This is a genomic window from Streptomyces sp. WAC 01529, assembly GCF_003945545.1.
GTDB lineage: Bacteria > Actinomycetota > Actinomycetes > Streptomycetales > Streptomycetaceae > Streptomyces > Streptomyces anatolicus.
On sequence record NZ_CP029617.1, the window covers coordinates 2,336,688 to 2,355,793 of the forward strand.

At 72.9% G+C, this 19,106-nt stretch carries 16 protein-coding genes and 1 pseudogene; 4 read left to right on the forward strand and 13 right to left on the reverse strand.

Annotated features, from left to right (window positions below; translation table 11 throughout):
* Positions 1 to 46: 46 nt before the first annotated feature.
* Positions 47 to 688, forward strand: coding sequence for a bifunctional 4-hydroxy-2-oxoglutarate aldolase/2-dehydro-3-deoxy-phosphogluconate aldolase (eda, locus tag DMA15_RS10480; RefSeq protein ID WP_125512505.1), 642 nt, complete (start codon positions 47 to 49; stop codon positions 686 to 688).
* On the opposite strand, the gene DMA15_RS10485 is transcribed toward eda, so the two are convergent.
* From DMA15_RS10485 to DMA15_RS10500, 4 genes are all read right to left on the reverse strand, one after another.
* Positions 674 to 2,002 carry a bifunctional RNase H/acid phosphatase gene (locus DMA15_RS10485; RefSeq protein ID WP_125512506.1) on the reverse strand — a complete coding sequence of 443 codons (1,329 nt, stop codon included), beginning with the start codon at positions 2,000 to 2,002 and terminating at the stop codon, positions 674 to 676. The genes eda and DMA15_RS10485 overlap by 15 nt on opposite strands.
* Positions 2,003 to 2,013: 11 nt before the next feature.
* Positions 2,014 to 2,757: a C4-type zinc ribbon domain-containing protein gene (locus DMA15_RS10490; RefSeq protein ID WP_206302922.1), complete on the reverse strand. Its 744-nt coding sequence runs from the start codon at positions 2,755 to 2,757 to the stop codon at positions 2,014 to 2,016.
* Positions 2,754 to 3,605 (reverse strand): Nif3-like dinuclear metal center hexameric protein, encoded by an 852-nt coding sequence (locus tag DMA15_RS10495; RefSeq protein WP_125512508.1) that lies wholly within the window; start codon positions 3,603 to 3,605, stop codon positions 2,754 to 2,756. Before DMA15_RS10495 ends, DMA15_RS10490 begins: the two co-directional genes overlap by 4 nt.
* A 187-nt stretch (positions 3,606 to 3,792) precedes the next feature.
* Positions 3,793 to 4,863: an iron-siderophore ABC transporter substrate-binding protein gene (locus DMA15_RS10500; protein WP_125512509.1), complete on the reverse strand. Its 1,071-nt coding sequence runs from the start codon at positions 4,861 to 4,863 to the stop codon at positions 3,793 to 3,795.
* A 224-nt stretch (positions 4,864 to 5,087) separates the two neighbouring features.
* On the opposite strand from DMA15_RS10500, the gene DMA15_RS10505 reads away from it, so the two are divergent.
* Both DMA15_RS10505 and DMA15_RS36600 read left to right on the forward strand, forming a co-directional pair.
* Complete coding sequence (locus DMA15_RS10505; protein ID WP_240659740.1) at positions 5,088 to 6,146, forward strand: hypothetical protein; 1,059 nt, start codon at positions 5,088 to 5,090, stop codon at positions 6,144 to 6,146.
* Positions 6,147 to 6,192: 46 nt separating this feature from the next.
* A complete protein-coding gene (locus tag DMA15_RS36600) occupies positions 6,193 to 6,363 on the forward strand; it encodes a hypothetical protein (RefSeq protein WP_164551643.1) in 171 nt (56 codons plus the stop codon).
* A 91-nt stretch (positions 6,364 to 6,454) separates the two neighbouring features.
* On the opposite strand, the gene DMA15_RS10510 is transcribed toward DMA15_RS36600, so the two are convergent.
* From DMA15_RS10510 to DMA15_RS10525, 4 genes are all read right to left on the reverse strand, one after another.
* Positions 6,455 to 7,405 carry a 3-oxoacyl-ACP reductase gene (locus DMA15_RS10510; RefSeq protein ID WP_125517573.1) on the reverse strand — a complete coding sequence of 317 codons (951 nt, stop codon included), beginning with the start codon at positions 7,403 to 7,405 and terminating at the stop codon, positions 6,455 to 6,457.
* Between the two features lie 19 nt (positions 7,406 to 7,424).
* On the reverse strand, positions 7,425 to 8,501 hold the full coding sequence (locus DMA15_RS10515) for a Zn-dependent alcohol dehydrogenase (protein WP_125512510.1): 1,077 nt from the start codon (positions 8,499 to 8,501) through the stop codon (positions 7,425 to 7,427).
* 117 nt (positions 8,502 to 8,618) lie between these two features.
* A complete protein-coding gene (locus tag DMA15_RS10520) occupies positions 8,619 to 9,473 on the reverse strand; it encodes a MaoC/PaaZ C-terminal domain-containing protein (protein WP_125512511.1) in 855 nt (284 codons plus the stop codon).
* Positions 9,474 to 9,737: 264 nt separating this feature from the next.
* Positions 9,738 to 10,742 carry a GNAT family N-acetyltransferase gene (locus tag DMA15_RS10525; protein ID WP_164551721.1) on the reverse strand — a complete coding sequence of 335 codons (1,005 nt, stop codon included), beginning with the start codon at positions 10,740 to 10,742 and terminating at the stop codon, positions 9,738 to 9,740.
* Between the two features lie 406 nt (positions 10,743 to 11,148).
* Between DMA15_RS10525 and DMA15_RS10530 the strand changes: the two genes are divergently transcribed.
* The gene (locus tag DMA15_RS10530) at positions 11,149 to 11,865 is read left to right on the forward strand and encodes a response regulator transcription factor (protein WP_125517579.1); all 717 of its coding nucleotides are present in this window, start codon (positions 11,149 to 11,151) and stop codon (positions 11,863 to 11,865) included.
* Positions 11,866 to 12,328: 463 nt separating this feature from the next.
* On the opposite strand, the gene DMA15_RS10535 is transcribed toward DMA15_RS10530, so the two are convergent.
* The 5 genes and pseudogenes from DMA15_RS10535 to DMA15_RS10555 form a co-directional block, all read right to left on the reverse strand.
* Positions 12,329 to 13,132: a hypothetical protein gene (locus DMA15_RS10535; RefSeq protein WP_125512512.1), complete on the reverse strand. Its 804-nt coding sequence runs from the start codon at positions 13,130 to 13,132 to the stop codon at positions 12,329 to 12,331.
* A gap of 143 nt (positions 13,133 to 13,275) precedes the next feature.
* Positions 13,276 to 13,773, reverse strand: a pseudogene (locus DMA15_RS10540) (SigE family RNA polymerase sigma factor); the annotation flags it as partial.
* A 103-nt stretch (positions 13,774 to 13,876) separates the two neighbouring features.
* Positions 13,877 to 15,319, reverse strand: coding sequence for an MFS transporter (locus DMA15_RS10545; RefSeq protein WP_125512514.1), 1,443 nt, complete (start codon positions 15,317 to 15,319; stop codon positions 13,877 to 13,879).
* A gap of 342 nt (positions 15,320 to 15,661) precedes the next feature.
* Positions 15,662 to 16,852: a lipid-transfer protein gene (locus tag DMA15_RS10550; RefSeq protein ID WP_125512515.1), complete on the reverse strand. Its 1,191-nt coding sequence runs from the start codon at positions 16,850 to 16,852 to the stop codon at positions 15,662 to 15,664.
* A gap of 11 nt (positions 16,853 to 16,863) precedes the next feature.
* Entirely contained in the window at positions 16,864 to 19,074 is a 2,211-nt protein-coding gene (locus DMA15_RS10555) for an acyl-CoA dehydrogenase (protein WP_125512516.1), read from the reverse strand.
* Between the last annotated feature and the right edge of the window lie 32 nt (positions 19,075 to 19,106).

Consider the following 19,106-nt stretch of genomic DNA (forward strand, 5'->3'; position numbering starts at 1 on the left):
GCAACGCCCTTTGCGCATACTGTCGGCGCCGGGGCAGGATTCCCCCATGCCCCCTGTGAACTCCTCCGCGCCCTCCGTTCTCGATCTCGCCCCCGTCGTGCCCGTCGTCGTCGTGGACGAGCTGGGGGACGCCGTGCCCTTGGCGCGGGCCCTGGTGGCCGGGGGGCTGCCCGCCATCGAGGTGACCTTGCGGACGCCCGTCGCGCTCGATGCCATTCGGGCCATCTGTGCCGAGGTGCCGGGCGCGGTCGTCGGGGCCGGGACCGTCCTCTCCGCGCGGCACGTCGCCGACTCCGTGGGTGCCGGTGCCCGCTTTCTCGTCAGTCCGGGGTGGACGGAGTCGCTGCTGGCGGCCATGGCGGGGTCCGGGGTGCCGTTCCTGCCCGGCGTCTCGACGGCCTCCGAGGTCGTGGCCCTGCTCGAACGCGGTGTCAGCGAGATGAAGTTCTTCCCCGCCGAGGCCGCCGGGGGCACCGCCTATCTGAAGTCCCTCGGGGGGCCGCTCCCCCAGGCCCGCTTCTGCCCCACCGGCGGGATCACCTCCGGGACCGCGCCGGCGTATCTCGCGCTGGAGAACGTCGGCTGCGTCGGCGGGAGTTGGATGCTTCCCGCCGACGCCGTCGCCGCCAAGGACTGGGCACGCGTGGAGTCCCTGGCGCGCGAGGCGGCGGCGCTAGCGCAGGTGTGAGGTGTCGTTCAGGAGGCGCAGCGAGGCGTTGCCGTCGCGGTAGTAGGCCACCGCGGACACCGACGCCGCCGCGAGTTCCATCCGGAACAGGGACTCCGGCGGGGCGCCGAGCGCGAGGCGCACCAGCGTCTTGATGGGCGTGACGTGCGTGACGAGCAGGACCGTGCGGCCCGCGTACTGCGCCGTGAGCCGGTCGCGCGTGGCCGCCACCCTGCGCGAGACCGTCGCGAACGACTCGCCGCCCGGCGGCGCCGCCTTCGGCGAGGCCAGCCAGGCGGTCAGCTCCTCGGGGTGGCGCTCGCGCACCTCACCGAAGGTCAGCCCCTCCCAGGCCCCGAAGTCCGTCTCGCGCAGGCCCTCTTCGAGGTGGACGTCGAGTCCGAGGCGGTCGGCGACGGCGTACGCGGTCTCCTGGCAGCGCTTGAGCGGCGAGGAGACGATCGCCTGGATCGTGCCGCGCGCGGCGAACGCGGCCGCGGCGCGCTCGGCCTGCTCGCGCCCCACGCCGGAGAGGGACGGATCGGTTCCGCCGCTCCCGGAGAACCGCTTCTCGGGCGTCAGCGCGGTCTCGCCGTGTCGCAGGAGTACGAAGGTGGCGGGCGCCCCGAGATCAGCGGGCGCCGCCCAGCCGACGGGAGGCGTCCGGGCTCCGGTACTGGCCGCGCCGCTCGCCACGCTGCCGGTCGCGCCGCTCGCCACACCGCTCGCCGCGCGCCGGTCGGCCGTCTCACCGGCCTCGGAGGTTCCGGAGGCGCCGCCGCCCGACACCCCGGCCAACGCCGCCCGCGCCCTCGCCGCGCCCGCCGCCGCGTCGCCGGGCGGGCCCGAGGACTCCCGGGCGGCCGCCGCGCGCGCGGCCCGCGTGTCGAGGTCCGCGGTCGACGCCGAGGGCGACCACGCCAGACCCCGCTTGCCCGCGTCCATCGCCTCGTTCGCGAGCCGGTCCGCGTGCTTGTTCTTCTCGCGCGGGATCCACTCGTACGTCACCTGGGACGCGGGGAAGATCCGCGCCGCCTGCGCCGCCAGCGGCTTCATGTCGGGGTGCTTGATCTTCCAGCGGCCCGACATCTGCTCGACGACGAGCTTGGAGTCCATTCGGACATGGACCGAGGCCGCCGGGTCCAACTGGTGGGCAGCCTTCAGCCCGGCCACCAGGCCCTTGTACTCCGCGACGTTGTTCGTCGCGACGCCGATGTACTCCGCGGCCTCCGTCAGGGTCTCCCCCGTGGCCGCGTCGATGACCACCGAGCCATAGCCCGCGGGGCCCGGGTTGCCCCGGGAACCTCCGTCGGCCTCGACGATGAACTCCCGCACGGACAAGGCTCCTAGAGGCCGGACTCGGACGTACGGATCAGGATGCGGCGGCAGTTCTCGCACCGCAGGACGGTGTCCGGGGAGGCCGCCTTCACTTCGTTGACCTCGGTGATGTTCAGCTCCAGGCGGCAGCCCTCGCAGCGCCGCTGGTACAGCTTGGCCGCGCCGACGCCGCCCTGCTGCGCGCGGAGCTTGTCGTACAGCTTGAGGAGGTCGGCCGGGACCGAACCCGCCACGACCTCGCGCTCCTTGGTGACCGTCGCCGCCTCGCCGTCCAGCTCCTCGAACGCCGCGTCCCTGCGGGCCGTCGCATCGTCGATCCGCGCCTGGATCGAGGAGACCCGCTCGGTCAGCTCGGCGACCCGCTCCTGCGCGGACTCGCGGCGCTCCATGACCTCGAGGACGACGTCCTCCAGGTCGCCCTGGCGCTTGGCGAGGGAGGCGATCTCCCGCTGGAGGTTCTCCAGGTCCTTGGGGGAGCTGACCGCGCCGGAGTCCAGGCGCTGCTGGTCGCGGGCCGCGCGCTGGCGGACCTGGTCGACGTCCTGCTCCGCCTTGGTCTGCTCGCGGGCGCAGTCGCTCTCCTCGGTCGTCGAGGCGACGAGCAGGTCGCGCTGCTGCGTGAGGTCCTTGGTCAGCGACTCGATCTCGGCGTGCTCCGGCAGAGACCTCTTCTTGTGGGCGAGCTGCTGCAGGCGGGTGTCCAGGGACTGGACGTCGAGCAGGCGGATCTGGTCGGCGGGCGCGGCGTTCAGTTGGGGGCTCCTGTTGAGTCGGGGGTCGAGGCCGCGTGGGCGGTCCAGGGGTCGGTGACCGTGCGCGAGACGTGGACGCGAAGGCCCCATCCGTTGCGGTCGGAGATCTCGTCTAGCTGGGCTGCGGCCAGCTCGCACCACGGCCACTCGGTGGCCCAGTGGGCGGCGTCGAGCAGCGCGAGCGGGGTGCGTTCGCGGGCCTCGGACGCCGGGTGGTGGCGCAGGTCCGCGGTGAGGAAGGCGTCCACGCCGGCGGCGCGTACGTCGTCGAAGAGGCTGTCGCCCGAGCCGCCGCTCACCGCGACGGTACGGATCGTCGCGGCCGGGTCGCCCGCGACGCGGATGCCCTGCGCGGTGGCGGGCAGCCGCTTCGCCGCGCGCTCGGCCAGCTCGGCGAGGGTCAGGGGGTGGTCCAGCTCGCAGATCCTGCCGAGCCCGCGACGGCCGTGCGGATCGGCGGGGTCCGGTACGAGGGGGCGTACGACACGCAGGTCGAGGGCGCCGGCGAGCGCGTCGGAGACGCCCGGGTCGGCGCGGTCGGCGTTGGTGTGCGCGACGTGCAGCGCGATGTCGTTCTTGATCAGGTCGTGGACGACGCGGCCCTTGAAGGTGGACGCCGCGACCGTCGTCGTACCGCGCAGGTAGAGCGGGTGGTGGGTGACAAGGAGCTGGGCTCCGAGCCGCACCGCCTCGTCGGCGATCTCCTGGACCGGGTCGACGGCGAAGAGGACCCGGGAGACGTCCGCGTCGGGGTCTCCGCAGACCGTGCCGACCGCGTCCCAGCTCTCGGCCAGATCGGCGGGCCACAGGGCGTCGAGGGCGGCGATGACTTCAGACAGACGGGGCACGGGGAAAGGCTACCTTCCCGCTGCGCTTGGCTCGGCGGTGGTTACTTGTGGTCAGCTTGCGGCTACGGAACGCCTGCGTCTGCCTGGTTCCGAGTGGGGGGCGTCCGCGGCTTTTCTGTGGTTGCTCGCGCCGTTCCCCGCGCCCCTTACGGGGCGCTCCTGCGAGGCGGCTCTTACGGGACCGCCCTTACGGGGCCAGGTGGGTCTTGAGGTCTGTCAGGATCTTGTTCGCCGCCGTTACGCCGAGGCCCAGGTACCAGGTCTCGTCCGGCACGTCCTTCGCGTGGCCCTTCTTCACCGCGCCGAGCTTCTTCCACAGAGGGTTCTTCTCGGCCTCGGAGCGGCCGGTCTTCTTCGCGTCGCCGTAGACGCCGGTGAAGATCCAGTCGGCGTCGGCCTGGTCGATCTTCTCGGGGCTGATCTCCGTGGCGAGGTCGTTGACCTGCTGGTTCTTCGGGCGCGGGAGGCCGGCGTCGTCGAGGATCGTGCCGATGAAGGACGCCTTGGCGTAGAGGCGGATACGGTCCGGCATGTACCGGAGCATCGTGATGGTGGGCTTCTTGCCTCCGTGGGCCGCGGCGATCTCCCCGCCCAGCGCCTTCGCCCTCTTCTCGTACGCGGCCAGTTCCCGCTCGGCCTTGGCCCTCTCGTCGAGCGCGGTCGCGTTCAGGAGGTAGTTCTCCTTCCACGTGAAGCCGGGGCGGATGGAGAAGACCGTCGGGGCGATCTTCGAGAGCTGCGGGTAGAGCTTGGCGGCGCGCAGCTCGCTGCCGAGGATCAGGTCCGGCTTCAGGTTCGCGATGGCTTCCAGGTTGAGGGAGTTGATCGTGCCGACGTTCTTGGGGCTGCCGGCCTCCTTCCTCAGGTAGCCGGGGATGCCGTCGTCGCCCTCGGTGGGGGCGTAGCCGACGGGCTTCACGCCGAGGGAGACGACGTTGTCCAGCTCGCCGACGTCCAGGACGACGACCCGCTGGGGCCGCTTCTTCAGCTCGGTCTTGCCGAGGGCGTGCGTGAGGGTGCGCGGGAACTCGCCCGGCTTCGCCGATGTGCCCATCCCCGCCGTCCGCTCGGCGGCCTTGGTGAAGTCGTCGCCGCCCTGGGCGACGGCCTTGCTGCCGCTGCCGTCGCCGGACTTCGCGGTGCCGTCCCCGCCCGAGCCGCAGGCCGCGAGGGTGAGCGCGGCGGTCACGGCGAGGGCGACCGCGGCGGTCCGGGCGGATCGCGGGGACCGCCGGGCGGATCGAGGGGACTGGGGCATCGGGACTCCAAGGGGTGCGCGCCGCTCGGATCCGGCCGAGCTTGAGGCGGATCCAGCCGAGCTTAGGTTCGCCTAACTTTAAGCAGAGCCGCCTCGCACAGCACACCCACCCCCACCCCCTCAGGCGAACCGGGACATCGCCACCCTTCTGTGTGAAGTGGACAGCCACGGATCCCACGCCAGCGCGTACGAAAACTAGCTTCGGGGCCGGAGGTGGCCCGACGATGACAGCGGCAACGATCACGGTGGACGGTTCCTACGCGGCCCGGCTCGCACGGCGGGGCGAGTCCTGGTTCCCCGAGCGCTGGACACTGGACTCCCCCGAGCCCTACGTGGTGCCGCTCGCCGGCCACCAGCCCGAGGAGCCCGGCACCGAAGTGCTGCCAATGACCGACGGGCGCGTACTCATCCACCGCCTTGTGGACGGGCGGCACGCCTTCGCGCTGCTCTACCCCACGGGCCCGGAGACCGGCGAGATCCCGCTGGGCACGGTGGAGTGCGAGGGCGAGCTGCGCCTGCTGCCGCCCGCGCCGGACGGGACGCGCGCCTACGCCCTCGCGGTCGGCGCCCGCTCGACCGACGTATGGCTGGTGGCGGGGGGCTCGTTCGGGCCCGAGCACCTGGCCGAGGTGCCGGGGCGCTGCTCGGGCGGGGTCTGGCTGGACCGCGCGGGGCGGATGCTGGCGCTCGACCGGGAGTCGGAGGGGTGCGTCAAGACGGTGGCGGTCGACCTGGAGCGCGACGGCGAGGTCTCGCCGCTGCTCCAGATCACGGAGGAGAGCGACGACCGGCTGCTGCTCGCCGACATGGACAGCGGGCTGCTCCTCATCCGCTCGAACGCGCCGGGCCACGACCGGCTCGGCTGGGGGGTCCTGGGCGGCACTCGCCCCGTCCGCTTCCCGGAGTCGCTGCGGCTCGCGGACTGCGCGGTCACGCCGTTCGCGATCCAGCCGGGGCAGACGCTGCTCCCGGAGGGCTGCGCGGTGGCGCTGCGGATCGACGGCGCGGCGGGCACCTGGCTCGGCGTCTGGCGCCCCGCGGAGCGGCGCATGCGTCAACTACCCGCCCCTGATGGCTGGTTGGCCGGTTCGGGCCGCTGGACAAGGGACGGCGTGCTGCAACTTCCCTATGTGACGGGCACGATGCCCTGCGGTGTCGCGCGGGTGCCCGCCCCTGCCCAGGTGCTGGTGGAGGCGCCGCGGATGAAGCAGGCTCCGCCCGCCGCCGCCCGCCCCGTTCCGTTGCAGCAGGCACCTCTTACCGGCCGGGGGGTGGCCGGTTAGACTCGCTCGGCTGTACGAAGAATCTTCTTACGGGGTGAGTAACGAGATGTCGACAAAGACCAGTACAGAGACACAGTGGGAGACCGAGCCGCGCCAAGCGGCGACCGTGAACACGACCGCGCGGGACGGCGCCGGTAAACACCGGGGTCCGGTGGCCGAGCACGACGAGGCCACGGCACCGCGGGGGCGCCACCGCAGGCTCGCGTCGAACTCCTGACCAGGGGTTCGGCCCGCAGCACATCGTAGGGAAGTCCCGCTCCTCCGCCGCCAAAAGCGGCACGAGGGCGGGACTTTCGCGCACTCTGCCCCTACTGTCCCCGCTTCAGGCCCAGCACCTCGGACGCCGCGAACGTCTCGCCCCGCGGCCGGTCCGCGTAGTACGGCGAGAGCAACTCGTCCAGCTCGTCGAAGGTGAACGCCTCCTTCGCCGCGTCGAACTTCGCCGCCACCTTGGGGCGTTCGACGACCGCGACCATGCCGCCGTGCACGACGAGCAGCTGGCCGTTGAGCTTCGCGGCGGCGGGCGAGGCCAGATAGCCGACCAGGGGCGAGACGTGTTCGGGCGCCAGTGGGTCGAGGCGGCCGTCGGCCGGTTCCTGGAAGCCCTGGAAGACGTCCTCGGTCATGCGCGTACGCGCGCGCGGGCAGATCACATTGGCCGTCACGCCGTACTTGGCAAGCGCGAGGGCCGTCGATGTCGTCAGGCCGACGATGCCGCCCTTCGCCGCCGCGTAGTTGGGCTGGCCCGCGGACCCGGCGAGGAAGGCCTCCGACGAGGTGTTGACGATCCGCCCGTAGACGGGGCCGCCCGCGGCCTTGGAGCGCTCGCGCCAGTGGGCGGACGCGAAGTGGGTCGTGTTGAAGTGGCCCTTGAGGTGGACGTGGATGACCGAGTCCCACTCGCTCTCGCTCATCGAGAAGATCATCCGGTCCCGCAGGATGCCCGCGTTGTTGACGAGGATGTCGAGCTTTCCGTAGGTGTCGATCGCCGACTTCACCAGCGCGCGGGCCTGTTCGTGGTCGGCGACGTCACCGGTGTGGGCGATGGCCTGACCGCCCGCTTCCCGGATCTCGGCGGCGACCTCCTCCGCGGGCGCCGCCGACGCCTCGCCCGAGCCGTCGCGCCCCGGCTGCCCGAAGTCGTTGACGACCACGCTCGCGCCGAGCCGGGCCAGTTCCAGCGCCTCGGCACGCCCGAGCCCGCGCCCCGCGCCGGTGACGATCGCGGCGAGCCCCTCAAGTGGCAGTGACGGCGACAGTGACATGGGGGGTCCCCCCTCAGATCTCGATGCACGTACGCAGGGCGGTCCCGGTACGCATCTGGTCGAGGGCCTCGTTGATCTCGGTGAGCCGTACGCGGTGCGTGATCATGTTCTCCAGGTCGATGCGGCCCGCCTGCCAGAGCGCGATGGCCCTCTCGTACGACCGCAGGACGTCACCCCCGCCGTACATGGAGGGCAGGATCCGCTTCTCGTCGAAGAACAGCTCGAACATGTTGAGCTGGAGGTGATCGTCCATGGCCCCCGCCCCGACCACGCACAACGTGCCGCCGCGCCGCGTCATCTCGTACGCCGTGCGGGCCGTGGCGGACTTGCCGACGACCTCGAAGACGTAGTCGAAACCCTCGCCCGCGGTGATCCGCTGCTTGGCGTCGGCCAGTTCGTCCGGGGCGACGGCCTCCGTCGCGCCGAACCTCAGGGCGGCCTCGCGGCGCGAGGTGACCGGGTCGACGGCGACGATCTGCGCCGCGCCCTTGAGCCGCGCGCCCTGGATCGCGGAGATGCCGACGCCGCCGCAGCCGATGACGGCGACCGACGAACCGGCCGCCACGTCTGCGGTGTTGATGGCCGCGCCGAGCCCCGTGGTCACCCCGCAGCCGATGAGCGCCGCGATGTCGAAAGGCACGTCGTCGGGGATCGGCACGGCGCACCCGGCGTCGACGACGACCTCCTCGGTGAAGGTGCCCGTGCCCGCGAAGCCGAAGACGTCACCGCCCGCGCGCCGGAAGTTGGGGGTGCCCGCGTTGAGGAAACCGGCGAGACACAGTTGGGTCTGACCGCGCTTGCAGGCCGGGCAGGCCCGGCACGCGGGGAGCCAGCAGACCAGGACCCGGTCGCCCTGCGCGATGCCGCTCACGCCGTCGCCGACGTCGACGATCTCGCCGGCGCCCTCGTGGCCGGGGACGAAGGGGGCGGGCTGCGGCAGCACGCCGTTCATCGCGGAGACGTCCGAGTGGCACAGGCCGGTGGCCCGGATCCGGATCCTCACCTTGCCGGGGCCAAAGCCCAGCGCCTCGACGTCGTCGAACACCTCGAGCTTGTCCTGGCCTGTCTCGTGCAGTACGGCTGCGCGCATGGCGGTACGGCTCCTCTCTGCGTGCGGATCGGCGTACGGATCGGGCGTACGGATCGGCGTACGGACCCCGGTGCGGATCGGCGTGACGAGGTCCCGGGTGCGGCCCGGAGCGACGGCTCAGACGTGTGCGACGACGGTGTCGGCGAGGACCGGCGCGTCGTCCCGCTCGACCGCCGTGACCGTGGCCTGGACGCGGCCCTCGCCGCGCCACATGCGGACACGGAGGGTCTCGCCGGGGAAGACGACCCCGGCGAAGCGCGTGCCGTAGCCGCCCACGCGGGAGACGTCGCCGCCGAGCTGGGTGTCGACGATGGCCTTGAGCGTCATCCCGTAGGTGCACAGGCCGTGCAGGATCGGCCTGTCGAACCCGGCGAGCGCCGCGAACTCGGGGTCGGCGTGCAGGGGGTTCCAGTCGCCGGAGAGGCGGTAGAGCAGCGCCTGGTCCTCGCGGACGGGCCGCTCGACTACCAGATCGGGGTCGCCCTCGGGGGCGGGCAGGCGGGCGGAGGGACCTCGGTCGCCGCCGAAGCCGCCTTCGCCACGCACGAAGATCTGGGCGTCGCTCGTCCACAGCGGGCCCTCGTCGTCGGCGACCTCGGAGCGCAGGACGAGGATCGCGGCCTTGCCCTTGTCGTATACGGCGGCGACCTTGGACGTATTGACGGCCTTGCCGCCGACCGGGATGGGGCGGTGCAGCGTGATGCTCTGGCCGCCGTGCAGCACCGCGGCGAGGTCCACCTCGATGCCGGGTGCCGAGAGGCCGCCGACGACGCCCATGCCCGCTCCCGCGACGGTGGCGAAGCTGGGCAGGACGTGCAGCCTGGACTCCAGCGTGTAGCGCAGTTCGTCGGGGTCGGTGGCGGGCAGGCCCGCGCCGAGGCCGAGGTGGTAGAGCTGGACGTCCTTGTGGTCCCAGGCGATCTCGGTGGACCGGGGCTCGGCGGCGACGGCCTTCTCGGCGTCAATGGGCATGGGGTGGCAGCTCCTTGGCTCCTTGGCCGGCGGCAGAAGACCTCGGTGCGGCCGTCCGCACCGTCGACCGCACCGAGGTCGCAACAGGGCCGTTCTAGAACGCGTTCCAGTCCGGCGTCCCATGTATAGCCGAGCCCCGGGAAGTTGTGAAGGCTCCTGACAGGACGTCAGGTGGGGGTGCGGTGACGGATCCCCCGGGGGCGCCGGGTACGGCGCCGGAGCGGGGTATGGCGGTGGAGCCGGGTGCGGAGGTGGGCGGTGTGTTCAGCGCCAGTCGTCGATCACGTAGGCGTCCGGGTGGCTGTAGCCGGGCTCGTTGGGCTTGTGCATGGTCACGCCTTGCAGCCAGGTGCGGAACCCGCGGTCGACCATGCGCCGGTAGGCGTCCTGGCGGGCCAGGTTCATTCCGGCGTCCAGTTGCCCCAGCCCCTTCTCGGCGGCCAGCTGCTCACACGCGTCCAGCAGTCGTTCGAACCGGTCTCCGGCGTCCGGGCCGGGGCGTACGGCGCCGAACTTGACGAAGCAGACGTCCTCGCCGGCCTCCGACCCCGCTCCGCAGTGGCAGACCGCCAGACCGTCGAGGTCGGAACCGGCGCCCTCTAGGAGGATGGTGTCCCCCAGCCCCTGCGCCTGTACCGCCGTGATCTCGCGCTCCAGGCTCAGACCCTCGTACACGGCCCCTGTCAGTGCCCGGCTGAGGCTCAGCGCGGCGGGCCGCTCAGCGGCGGGCAGCTCGCCGTACAGCACTCGGCCGGGGGGCTCGGTGCCGGAGGGCTCGGTGCCGGGCTCCGCAGCGCCGACGGTGACCTCTTTCTTCATGACGGCTGTCAGGAATCGGGGCCAGAAGCCGTACCGGCGGTAAAGCTCCAGGTGCTTGGGGCTGTGCGAGAAGGTGAACAGGCCGAGGTGGCGGTTCTCCCAGGTGTCGAAGCAGGCCATGACCGGTTCCATGAGGCGCCTGCCGACGCCCTGGTCCCACAGCTCCGGGCTTACGGTCAGCGGGCCGAAGTACCCGACGCTGCCCCAGTCGGCGGCGAAGTTCGACCCGACGACCCGGCCGTCGAGGGTCGCCGCGAAGGCCGCGTGCGGATCTGCCGCCCAGCGGGTGCGGACATAGTCGGCGGTCCCGAAGAACGTCTCCGGCTCGGGGATCCCGAGGAAGGTACCGAAGGCGACCCTGAAGATCTCGTCGGCCCGATCCAGGTCCGGCTCGACCAGCGGGCGGATCGACACCGGGGCGGCGACACTCGTTCGCTTCGCTGCGGGCATGATCGCTCTCCCTTCCGCCCCCATCCGGCCCCCATCCCGCCCCCAGTTCCATGACACCACGGACGCGCGGCGCGGTCTAAGTGGCAGGTCCCCGGGGTGCCGGGGGTCCCTCCAGGAGCCCGGGGGGCGTCGGCTGCGCCTGCTCGTGGCAGCGTCGTGGTGGCCGGTGCGGGAGGGCGGGGGCCGGTGCAGGGCCGGCGCTGGAAGCCGGTGCTGGAGGCCGGAGGCCGGTTTGGAGCGGTGCAGCGCATGGGGAGTTCCGGCCGCGCGGTTCCCCGTCGGAGGCGGCAGGCCCATCGCCAGGGTGCGGCGCGCCTGGCCGGAGAGCCGCCCGGCCCCTGCGCGGCATTCCCTCGCCGGTCCGGCACGATCTGACTGGCCGTCATACTCTGCTCCTGTGAATGAGATGCCCCGGGACCATCGCCCCGCGAAGTGCGTAAGAGTCCTCCTCGCCGAGGACCAGGGCATGCGGCGGGGCGCGCTCGCCCTGCTGCTCGGGATGGAGGCGGATATCGAGGTCGTCGCGCAGGTCGGTGCGGGGGACCAGGTCGTGGACGCGGCCCTGACCTTCCGGCCCGACGTGGCGCTGCTCGATGTCGACCTGCCCGGCCGGGGCGGGATTGACGCCGCCGCCAACCTGCGCGAGGAGTGCCCCGACTGCCGGGTCATCATCCTCACCACCTTCGCCAGGCCCGGCTGTCTGCGCCGCGCCATGGAAGCGGGCGCGGTCGGCTTCCTCGTCAAGGACGGCCCCGTCGAGGAGCTGGCCCAGGCGATCCGCCAGGCCCTGCGCGGCGAGACCGTCATCGACCCGGCACTCGCCACCGACCGGCTGGGCGCCGGGCCTGGCACTGGGGTAGGTGTCGGGCCCAGCGCTGGGCTGGGCGGCGGACCCGGCGCCGGGTCTGACACTGGGCCGGGCTCCGGGTCCAGCCCGTTGACCGGCCGCGAGGCGGAGGTCCTCAAGGCGTCGGCGGACGGCACCTCGGTCGCCGACATCGCGGGCAAGCTGCGCCTGTCGGAGTCGACCGTGCGGGACTGCCTCTCGGCGGCCATCGGCAAGACCGGGGCGCGGGACCCGGTGGAAGCGGTGCGGGAGGCCCGGCAGCGGGGGTGGCTCTAGCGGGGCCCGCGGGGGCGTCCGGGAGGGCTGAGCTGGGTCGGTGGGGGTGCCTGGGCAGGGGGGCGGTGGTCTGGTCTGGAGTGGGGCGGCCTCGGCCGACCTGCGCCGGATCGGTAGGGGCCTGGCCTGGCCGCTAGGCCTCGCCCGGGCAGTGAACCCGCACCCAGGCATGGTCCCGCCCGCCCCCGGTAAGCCTCACCCGGCCAGTGAGCCTGCGCCCGGCCGGTGGACCCGCACCCGTCCGTAGACCTCACCGGGCCGGTGACACCCGTAATCGGCCAGCCCTGCATCCGCCAGGCACGCCTCTCCCGGCCGGCAGAGCTGCGCCCGGCCAGGCCCGCGCAGACCCCATCGCCATGCCGCCCGCCTCAGCTCGCCCTCGCCTCACCCTGGCCCGCTTGGCCTGCCCGGCCAGCCCAACCCAGCCCCGCAGCCCCGCCTCCCCCGCCCCAGGCCCCCGCCCTCAGTCCTTCACCACCGCCGACACCCTCCCCTCCCCGTCGTACAGCCGCACCGTCACCAGCTTGCCGTCCGGGCCCCCGTCTCCCTCCTCCGTGATGAACCACAGGTACGCCGAGCCCGCCGCCCTCCGCAGGTGCGGCTCGGTCGTGCCGTGCTCGTGCTCCAGCTCGACGCGCTTCGTCTTCGGGCCCACGTGGCCGATCATGAGCTTCTCGCCCTTCACCTCTATCTCCACCGAGGCGAAGCTCAGGCCGTCGTCACCCCCCGGCTCCTTGTCCTGGAGGCCAAAGGAGGTCAGCTTCTCCTTGCCGTCGGCCTTCACCACGATCGCGTGCCAGGGGCGGTTCAGGGCCGGGACGGGGTCGGTGGTCCGCTCGTCCCACACGCCCGCCTCCCTCATCGCCCTCTCCTGGCCGCGCGCCTCCGACGCGTCGAGCGGGGCGCCCCACGTCCGCAGCTCCACCCCGGCCACCTCCTTGCCCGCCTTGTCGAGCACCTTGGTCAGCGGGGTGACCTGCGGGGCGTAGACATGCCGGGCCTCCGCCGAGTCCACCAGCGCCGCCGGGCGCGTCCGGCTCTCGCCGTCCACCACGGCGAGCGCCAGCGAACCCGTCGAGCCCGCGATCGCCACGGCCGCCAGCGCTCCGACCACCCAGCGGCGCGTCTTTCTGCGCCGGCCGCCGCGCATCACCGCCTGGTACGGGGCTATGCCGATCTCCACCTCGTCCGCCGCGGCCGTCAGGCGGTGGGCGATGTCGCGGTGCGCGGTGGTGTCCTGCCGCGCCGGGTCCTGGTCCGTGGTCACTGCTTCTCCCCTCGGCTCGCGACCGTCTCGGTTCGGTCTGCGACTCTCTCGGTCCGGCCTGGGACCGCCCCTGTCCGGCCTGCGGTCTTTTCAGTGCGGCTTGCGACCTTCTCGGTGCGGCTTGTGACCTTCTCGGTCAGTGCGGGTATGGCGCGGAGCTTGGCGATTCCCTTGGCGGCGTTGCTCTTCACGGCGCCCACCGAGCAGCCCATGGCCTCGGCGGTCTGTGTCTCGCTCAGGTCCTCCCAATACCGCAGGACGACCGCTTCGCGCTGGCGCGCGGGCAGTTGGGCGAGCGCGCGCAGCAGGGCCGCGCGGTCGTCCGCCTGTGCCATGCGGTCTCCGCGCTCGGGCGCGTCGAGGACCGGCGCCGAGCCCTGGAGCGACAGGAACTCCTTGAGTTTGGGCCGGTGTCTGCGCGCGTGGGTGTTGATCATGATCCGGCGCACATAGGCGTCCGGGTCGCCCGCGCCGCTCACCTTGCGCCAGGACACGTACGTCCGCTCAAGGGACGACTGCACCAAGTCCTCCGCCGCGTGCTGCTCCCCCGTGAGAAGAAACGCCGTGCGCATCAACTGCGGCCAGCGGCTCGCCATGAATCCCTGGAACTCACCGTCCAAGGCCTGCTTTCGCTCCCCCATGAATGCCTCCTTGCACATTGGAGTCCATGAGGGCCACAAACCGTTGCCTCGCCAGCACGCGGAGAAGCTCCAACACCCGAAAGGACCCCCCGCACCAAGAAGGTCAGCGCTGCGAGGCCGCCCGCTGGCCCGGCATCCACAGGAGCAGCACCACCACACCCGCCAGCAGGATGAACCCGCTCGTGCGGAACGCCATCGCATAGCCGTCGGTCAGCGCCTGCCGTGACGTCGAGCCGTCCATCCGCGCCGCCGCCACCGTGGAGAGCACCGCGAGGCCGAGCGCGCCGCCCATCGTGCGGGAGGTGTTGATCAGGCCCGAGACCAGCCCGGCGTCGCCGGGTGCCGCTCCCGAGGTGGCGAGGGAGGCGAGCGGGGTCGTGGCGAGGCCCGCGCCGAACATCATCACGATACCGGGCAGCATGATCGAGGTCACGTACGCCCCGTCGACCGTCATCGTCGACTGCCAGCCGAAGCCGGCGGCGGCCACGACGATGCCGACTATGGAGACGTTCTTCGCGCCGAGCACCGGCATCACGCGCGGCGCCAGCATCGAGCCGAGGACGATGGTGAGGGAGGACGGTATGAGGGCGAGGCCGGCCTTCAGCGGGGAGTAGCCGAGGACGTTCTGGGCGTACAGGGTCATGAACATCCACATGGCGAACATGCCGCCGCCGCACACGAACATCGCCGCGTTCGCGGCCGACACCGACCGCACCCGGAACAGTTTCAGCGGCATCAGCGGCACCTTCGTACGCGCCTCCACCACGAGGAACGCCCCGAGCAGCGCGAGTCCGGCCGCCAGCGGTACGAGGGTCGCGGCCGCCGTCCAGCCCTTCTCCTCGGTCTGCACGATGCCATACGCGAGGGTGGCGAGCCCGGCCGTGACGAGGACCGCGCCCGGCACGTCGAGGCGGCGCGCCTGCCCCGCCCTGCTCTCGGTCAGCCAAGCCGCGCCCGCGAAGATCACCAGGGCGCCGATCGGTACGTTGATGAGGAGCACCCAGCGCCAGGAGAGCAGGTCGGTGAGGACGCCGCCGACCAGGCCGCCCGCCGCGCCGCCGCCCGCGCCGACCGCGGACCAGACGCCGATGGCCCGTATCCGCGCCGGGCCCTCGGGCACCGCGGAGGTGAGGATCGTCAGCGTCGAGGGCGCGAGGACCGCGGCGCCGAGGCCCTGCACCGCGCGTGCCGCGAGCAGTTGCCACTCGGCCTGGGCCAGGCCGCCGCCGAGCGAGGCTGCGGTGAAGAGGCCGAGGCCGAGCAGGAACATCCGCTTCCGCCCGAAGAGGTCGCCCGCGCGGCCGCCGAGCAGCATGAAACCGGCGAAGGCGATGGAGTAGGCATTGACGACCCACTGGAGTCCGATGGCGCTCATGCCGAGGTCGGACCGCATCGAGGGCAGTGCGGTGTTCACCACCGACACGTCGAGGACGACGAGGAACTGGCCCGCGCAGGCGGTGAGGAGAACCGCCCATACCGGTACGGACCTCTTGGGCGGGGCGGTGGCGGAGTCGGGGGTGTAAGTGGTGGAGGGCGTCTGGACCATGACAGCCATCCTCTCAAGCCGCGGGAGCGGCGTGCATCGGCATTTAGCGCCACGTGCCTGGGCCTAAGGGCCTAGGTCCCGGTCTGCCGTCCGTCTGCCTACCGCCTGCCGCCTGCCGCCGGTCGCCGCCTATCGCCTGTCGCTGCCTGTCGCCGCCTGCGGGGAAGCTCCGGGGACGGCCGCACCAGCGCACCGCGCGGGCTGTGCCGGGAACAGGTCAGGGGCGCGGTGCAGGGGTGGGGAGGGCACGGGGGCACGGCACGAGGGCACGGCACGGGGGCAGCGGTAAGGCCCTGCGGCCCGCCCGCAGGGCGCCCGCACCCCCGTCACCCTCACCCCGCCCTACCGCCTCCGCAGAATCGTCACCACCGCCGCCCCGCCCAGTCCGATGTTGTGTGCGAGGCCCACCCTCGCGCCGGGCACCTGCCGGGACCCGGCCTCGCCCCGCAGGTGCCACGTCAGCTCGGCCGCCTGGGCGAGGCCGGTCGCGCCCAAGGGGTGGCCCTTGGAGATGAGGCCGCCGGAGGGGTTCACCACCCAGCGGCCGCCGTACGTCGTCGCGCCGCTCTCGACGAGCTTGCCGGACTCGCCGGGCGCGCACATGCCGAGCGCCTCGTACGTCAGGAGTTCGTTGATGGAGAAGCAGTCGTGCAGCTCGACGACGTCCACGTCCTCGATGCCGAGCCCCGCCCTCTCGTACGCCTGGCGTGCCGCCTCCCGTGACATCGGCCCGCCGACCGCGTCGATGCACGAGCCCGAGGTGAAGGACTCGGCGGTGTCCGTGGTCATGGCCTGGGCCGCGATCTCCACGGCCCGGCCCGCCAGGCCGTGCCGCTCCACGAAGCGCTTGGAGGCGACCACCACCGCCGCCGAACCGTCCGACGTCGGCGAGCACTGGAGTTTGGTGAGCGGGCGGTGGACGGTCCTCGCGGCGAGGATCTCGTCGACCGAGTACGCGTCCTGGAACTGGGCGTACGGATTGTTCACCGAGTGCCGGTGGTTCTTGGCGCCGACCGCCGCGAGCTGCGCCTCCGTCGTGCCGTACTCTTCCATGTGCTCGCGGGCCGCGTTGCCGAAGATCTGCGCGGTGGGCGGGGTCGCCTCGAAGCCGTGCCGGGCGGCCATGACGCCGTAGTGGCGGGCGACCGGGGACGTCTTCAAGTCCCCTCCGCCACCGCCACCGCCCAGCGAACCGCGCGCCATCTTCTCGAAGCCGAGCGCCAGCACGCAGTCGCTCAGGCCGCCCTCGACGAACTGCCGCGCCATCATCAGCGCGGTCGCGCCGGTCGCGCAGTTGTTGTTGACGTTGTAGACGGGGACGCCGGTCAGGCCCAGTTCATAGACCGCGCGCTGGCCCGCCGTCGAGGGCTGGAAGCAGTAGCCGACAGGCACCTGCTCGACTTGTCCGTACGAGATTCCGGCGTCCTCCAGGGCCTTGCCGCCCGCCTCCCTCGCCATGTCCCAGTACTGCCACTCCCGCGTCTCGGGCTTCTCGAACTCGGTCATCCCGACGCCGACGATGTAGCTCTTCACGAGGCTCTCCTTCAGTCACGGGGCAGGCCGAGGATCCGCTCGGCGACGACGTTGAGCTGCACCTGGGTGGTGCCGCCCGCGATGGTCAGGCAGCGCGACATGAGGAAGCCGTGCAGCGCCCGCTCCCCGGCGCCCTCGCGCACCGCGCCCGCCGGGCCGAGCAGTTCCAGGGCCAGTTCGGCGACCTTCTGCTGGTGCGAGGTCTGGACGAGCTTGCGGACGGAGGCGCCCGCGCCCGGCTCGGCCCCGGCGACCTGCCGGAGCGTCGTCCGCAGCCCGATGCAGGCCAGCGCGTGCGCCTCGGCGGCGAGCACGCCGACACGGGCCCGGAGCGCGCCGTCGAGGTCACTGGCGAGGCCCCCGGCGCGGGCGCCGTCGAGGCCCCCCTCGCAGACGCGCGCGATGAGCGCTTCGAGGCCGGTGTCGAAGGTCAGCTGGTCTGCCATGTGGACGCGTTCGTCGCCGAGCGTGTGGCGGGCCACGCGCCAGCCGTCGTCGATCCGGCCGACGACCGCGTCCTCGGGGAGGAGTACGTCGTCGAAGTACACCTCGTTGAAGAGGGAGTCCCCGGTGATCTCCTTGAGGGGGCGGATGTCGAGCCCCCGGGCGTTCTTCATGTCGACGACGAAGTACGTGAGCCCCTTGTGCTTGGGGGCCGCCGGATTCGTGCGGGCGAGCAGGATGCCGTGGTCCGCCCACTGCGCCGCGCTCGTCCACACCTTCTGGCCGTTGACGCGCCAGCCCTCCTCGACGCGCTCGGCCCGCGTGCGCAGGGACGCGAGGTCGGAGCCCGCTTCCGGCTCGCTGAAGAGCTGGCACCAGAGCAGTTCGCCGCGCAGGGTGGGCGCGAGGAAGCGCTCCTGCTGCTCCTTCGTGCCGTACGCGATGAGGGAGGGCACCACCCAGGTCGCGATGCCGAGGTCGCTGAGGCCGACGCCCGCCGCCGCCAACTCCTCCTGGATGACGAGCTGCTGGACGGGCCCGGCACCCAGGCCATGGGGCGGGGGGAGGTGCGGGGCCGCGTATCCGGTGGGGGCCAGGGCCTTGCGCGCCGCGGCGGGGTCGAGGCCGCGGGCCCGTGCGATCACCTCGCGGGCCTCGGCGCGGTACGCCCGCGCCTCCTCGGGCAGCTCAAGGCGCAGCTCGCGCCGTGCCCCGCCCCCGGCGAGCCGCACGGCCCGCAGCCGGTGGGTGTCGCCCGCGCCGAGCAGCTGCCGCGCCAGGACGGCCCTGCGCAGCGAGAGGTGGGCGTCGTGCTCCCAGGTGAAGCCGGTGCCGCCGAGGATCTGCACGCAGTCCTTGGCGCAGGAGTACGCGGCGTCCAGGGCGGTGCCCGCGGCGAGCGCGGCGACCAGGCCCCGCACCTCGCCCGGGAGGCCGGGTTCGCCGGCGGCGCGGGCCGCGTCCCAGGTCAGGGCGCGGGCCTGTTCGACGCGGAGCAGCATGTCGGCGCAGAGGTGCTTGACGCCCTGGAACCGCCCGATGGGCCGCCCGAACTGCTCGCGCACCTTGGCGTGCCCGGCCGCGGTGCGCAGCGCCCGGGCCGCGGTGCCGCAGGCGTCGGCGGCCAGCACGACGGCGGCGAGATCGCCTACGGTCGCGCCGTCCACGGCGAGCACCCGGTCCGCCGGGACGTGCGCGGCCCGTGCGCTCACCTCGGCGGTGGGGCGTGTCGGGTCGGCGCTGTCGTGTGTACGTATGGTCAGCGCGGCCGCGTCGACGGCGAGCCACACCGGGCCCGGCGCGGAGGCGGCGTTCAGGATCAGCAGGTCGGCCTCGCCGCCGGAGAGGACGGGCGGCGCCACCCCCTCCAGGACGTAGCCGTCGCCGTCGGAGAGCGCGGTGAGCGTGCCCGCGCCGAGCGCGACGGCGCCGATGCGGGTGCCGGCCGCCAGCTCGGCGACCATGGCGTCGGCGCCCGCGTGGCGCAGCACCAGTGAGGCGAGGGAGTGCGACACGAGCGGTCCCGGGAACACGGCCCCCGCCGCTTCTTCCAGGACGACCGCCAAGTCGAGTAGGTCCCCTCCCCCACCCCCGCACTCCTCGGGCAGGTGCGCGCCGAGCAGCCCCTGCGCGGCGAGGCCGTCCCAGTGGGCGGGCCGGCCGCTGGGAGGAGGTCCGTCGAGCAGTTCGCGTATCGCCTCCGGGGGGACGGTCCGCGCGATCCACCCGCGTACGGCCGACGCCAACTCCCCTTGCTCCCGCGTGATTCCGATCCCCATGCGCATCCTCGCCGGTAGCAGCTGCCGGGACC

Excerpts from the sequence above, each read along its gene's own strand:
- DMA15_RS36600 (WP_164551643.1), top strand. The coding sequence starts at position 6,193 with ATGTCGACAAAGACCAGTACAGAGACACAGTGGGAGACCGAGCCGCGC.
- eda (WP_125512505.1), top strand. The coding sequence starts at position 47 with ATGCCCCCTGTGAACTCCTCCGCGCCCTCCGTTCTCGATCTCGCCCCC.
- DMA15_RS10515 (WP_125512510.1), bottom strand. The coding sequence starts at position 8,501 with ATGCGCGCAGCCGTACTGCACGAGACAGGCCAGGACAAGCTCGAGGTG.
- DMA15_RS10525 (WP_164551721.1), bottom strand. The coding sequence starts at position 10,742 with ATGCCCGCAGCGAAGCGAACGAGTGTCGCCGCCCCGGTGTCGATCCGC.
- DMA15_RS10530 (WP_125517579.1), top strand. The coding sequence starts at position 11,149 with ATGCCCCGGGACCATCGCCCCGCGAAGTGCGTAAGAGTCCTCCTCGCC.
- DMA15_RS10555 (WP_125512516.1), bottom strand. The coding sequence starts at position 19,074 with ATGGGGATCGGAATCACGCGGGAGCAAGGGGAGTTGGCGTCGGCCGTA.
- DMA15_RS10505 (WP_240659740.1), top strand. The coding sequence starts at position 5,088 with ATGACAGCGGCAACGATCACGGTGGACGGTTCCTACGCGGCCCGGCTC.
- DMA15_RS10545 (WP_125512514.1), bottom strand. The coding sequence starts at position 15,319 with ATGGTCCAGACGCCCTCCACCACTTACACCCCCGACTCCGCCACCGCC.
- DMA15_RS10520 (WP_125512511.1), bottom strand. The coding sequence starts at position 9,473 with ATGCCCATTGACGCCGAGAAGGCCGTCGCCGCCGAGCCCCGGTCCACC.
- DMA15_RS10500 (WP_125512509.1), bottom strand. The coding sequence starts at position 4,863 with ATGCCCCAGTCCCCTCGATCCGCCCGGCGGTCCCCGCGATCCGCCCGG.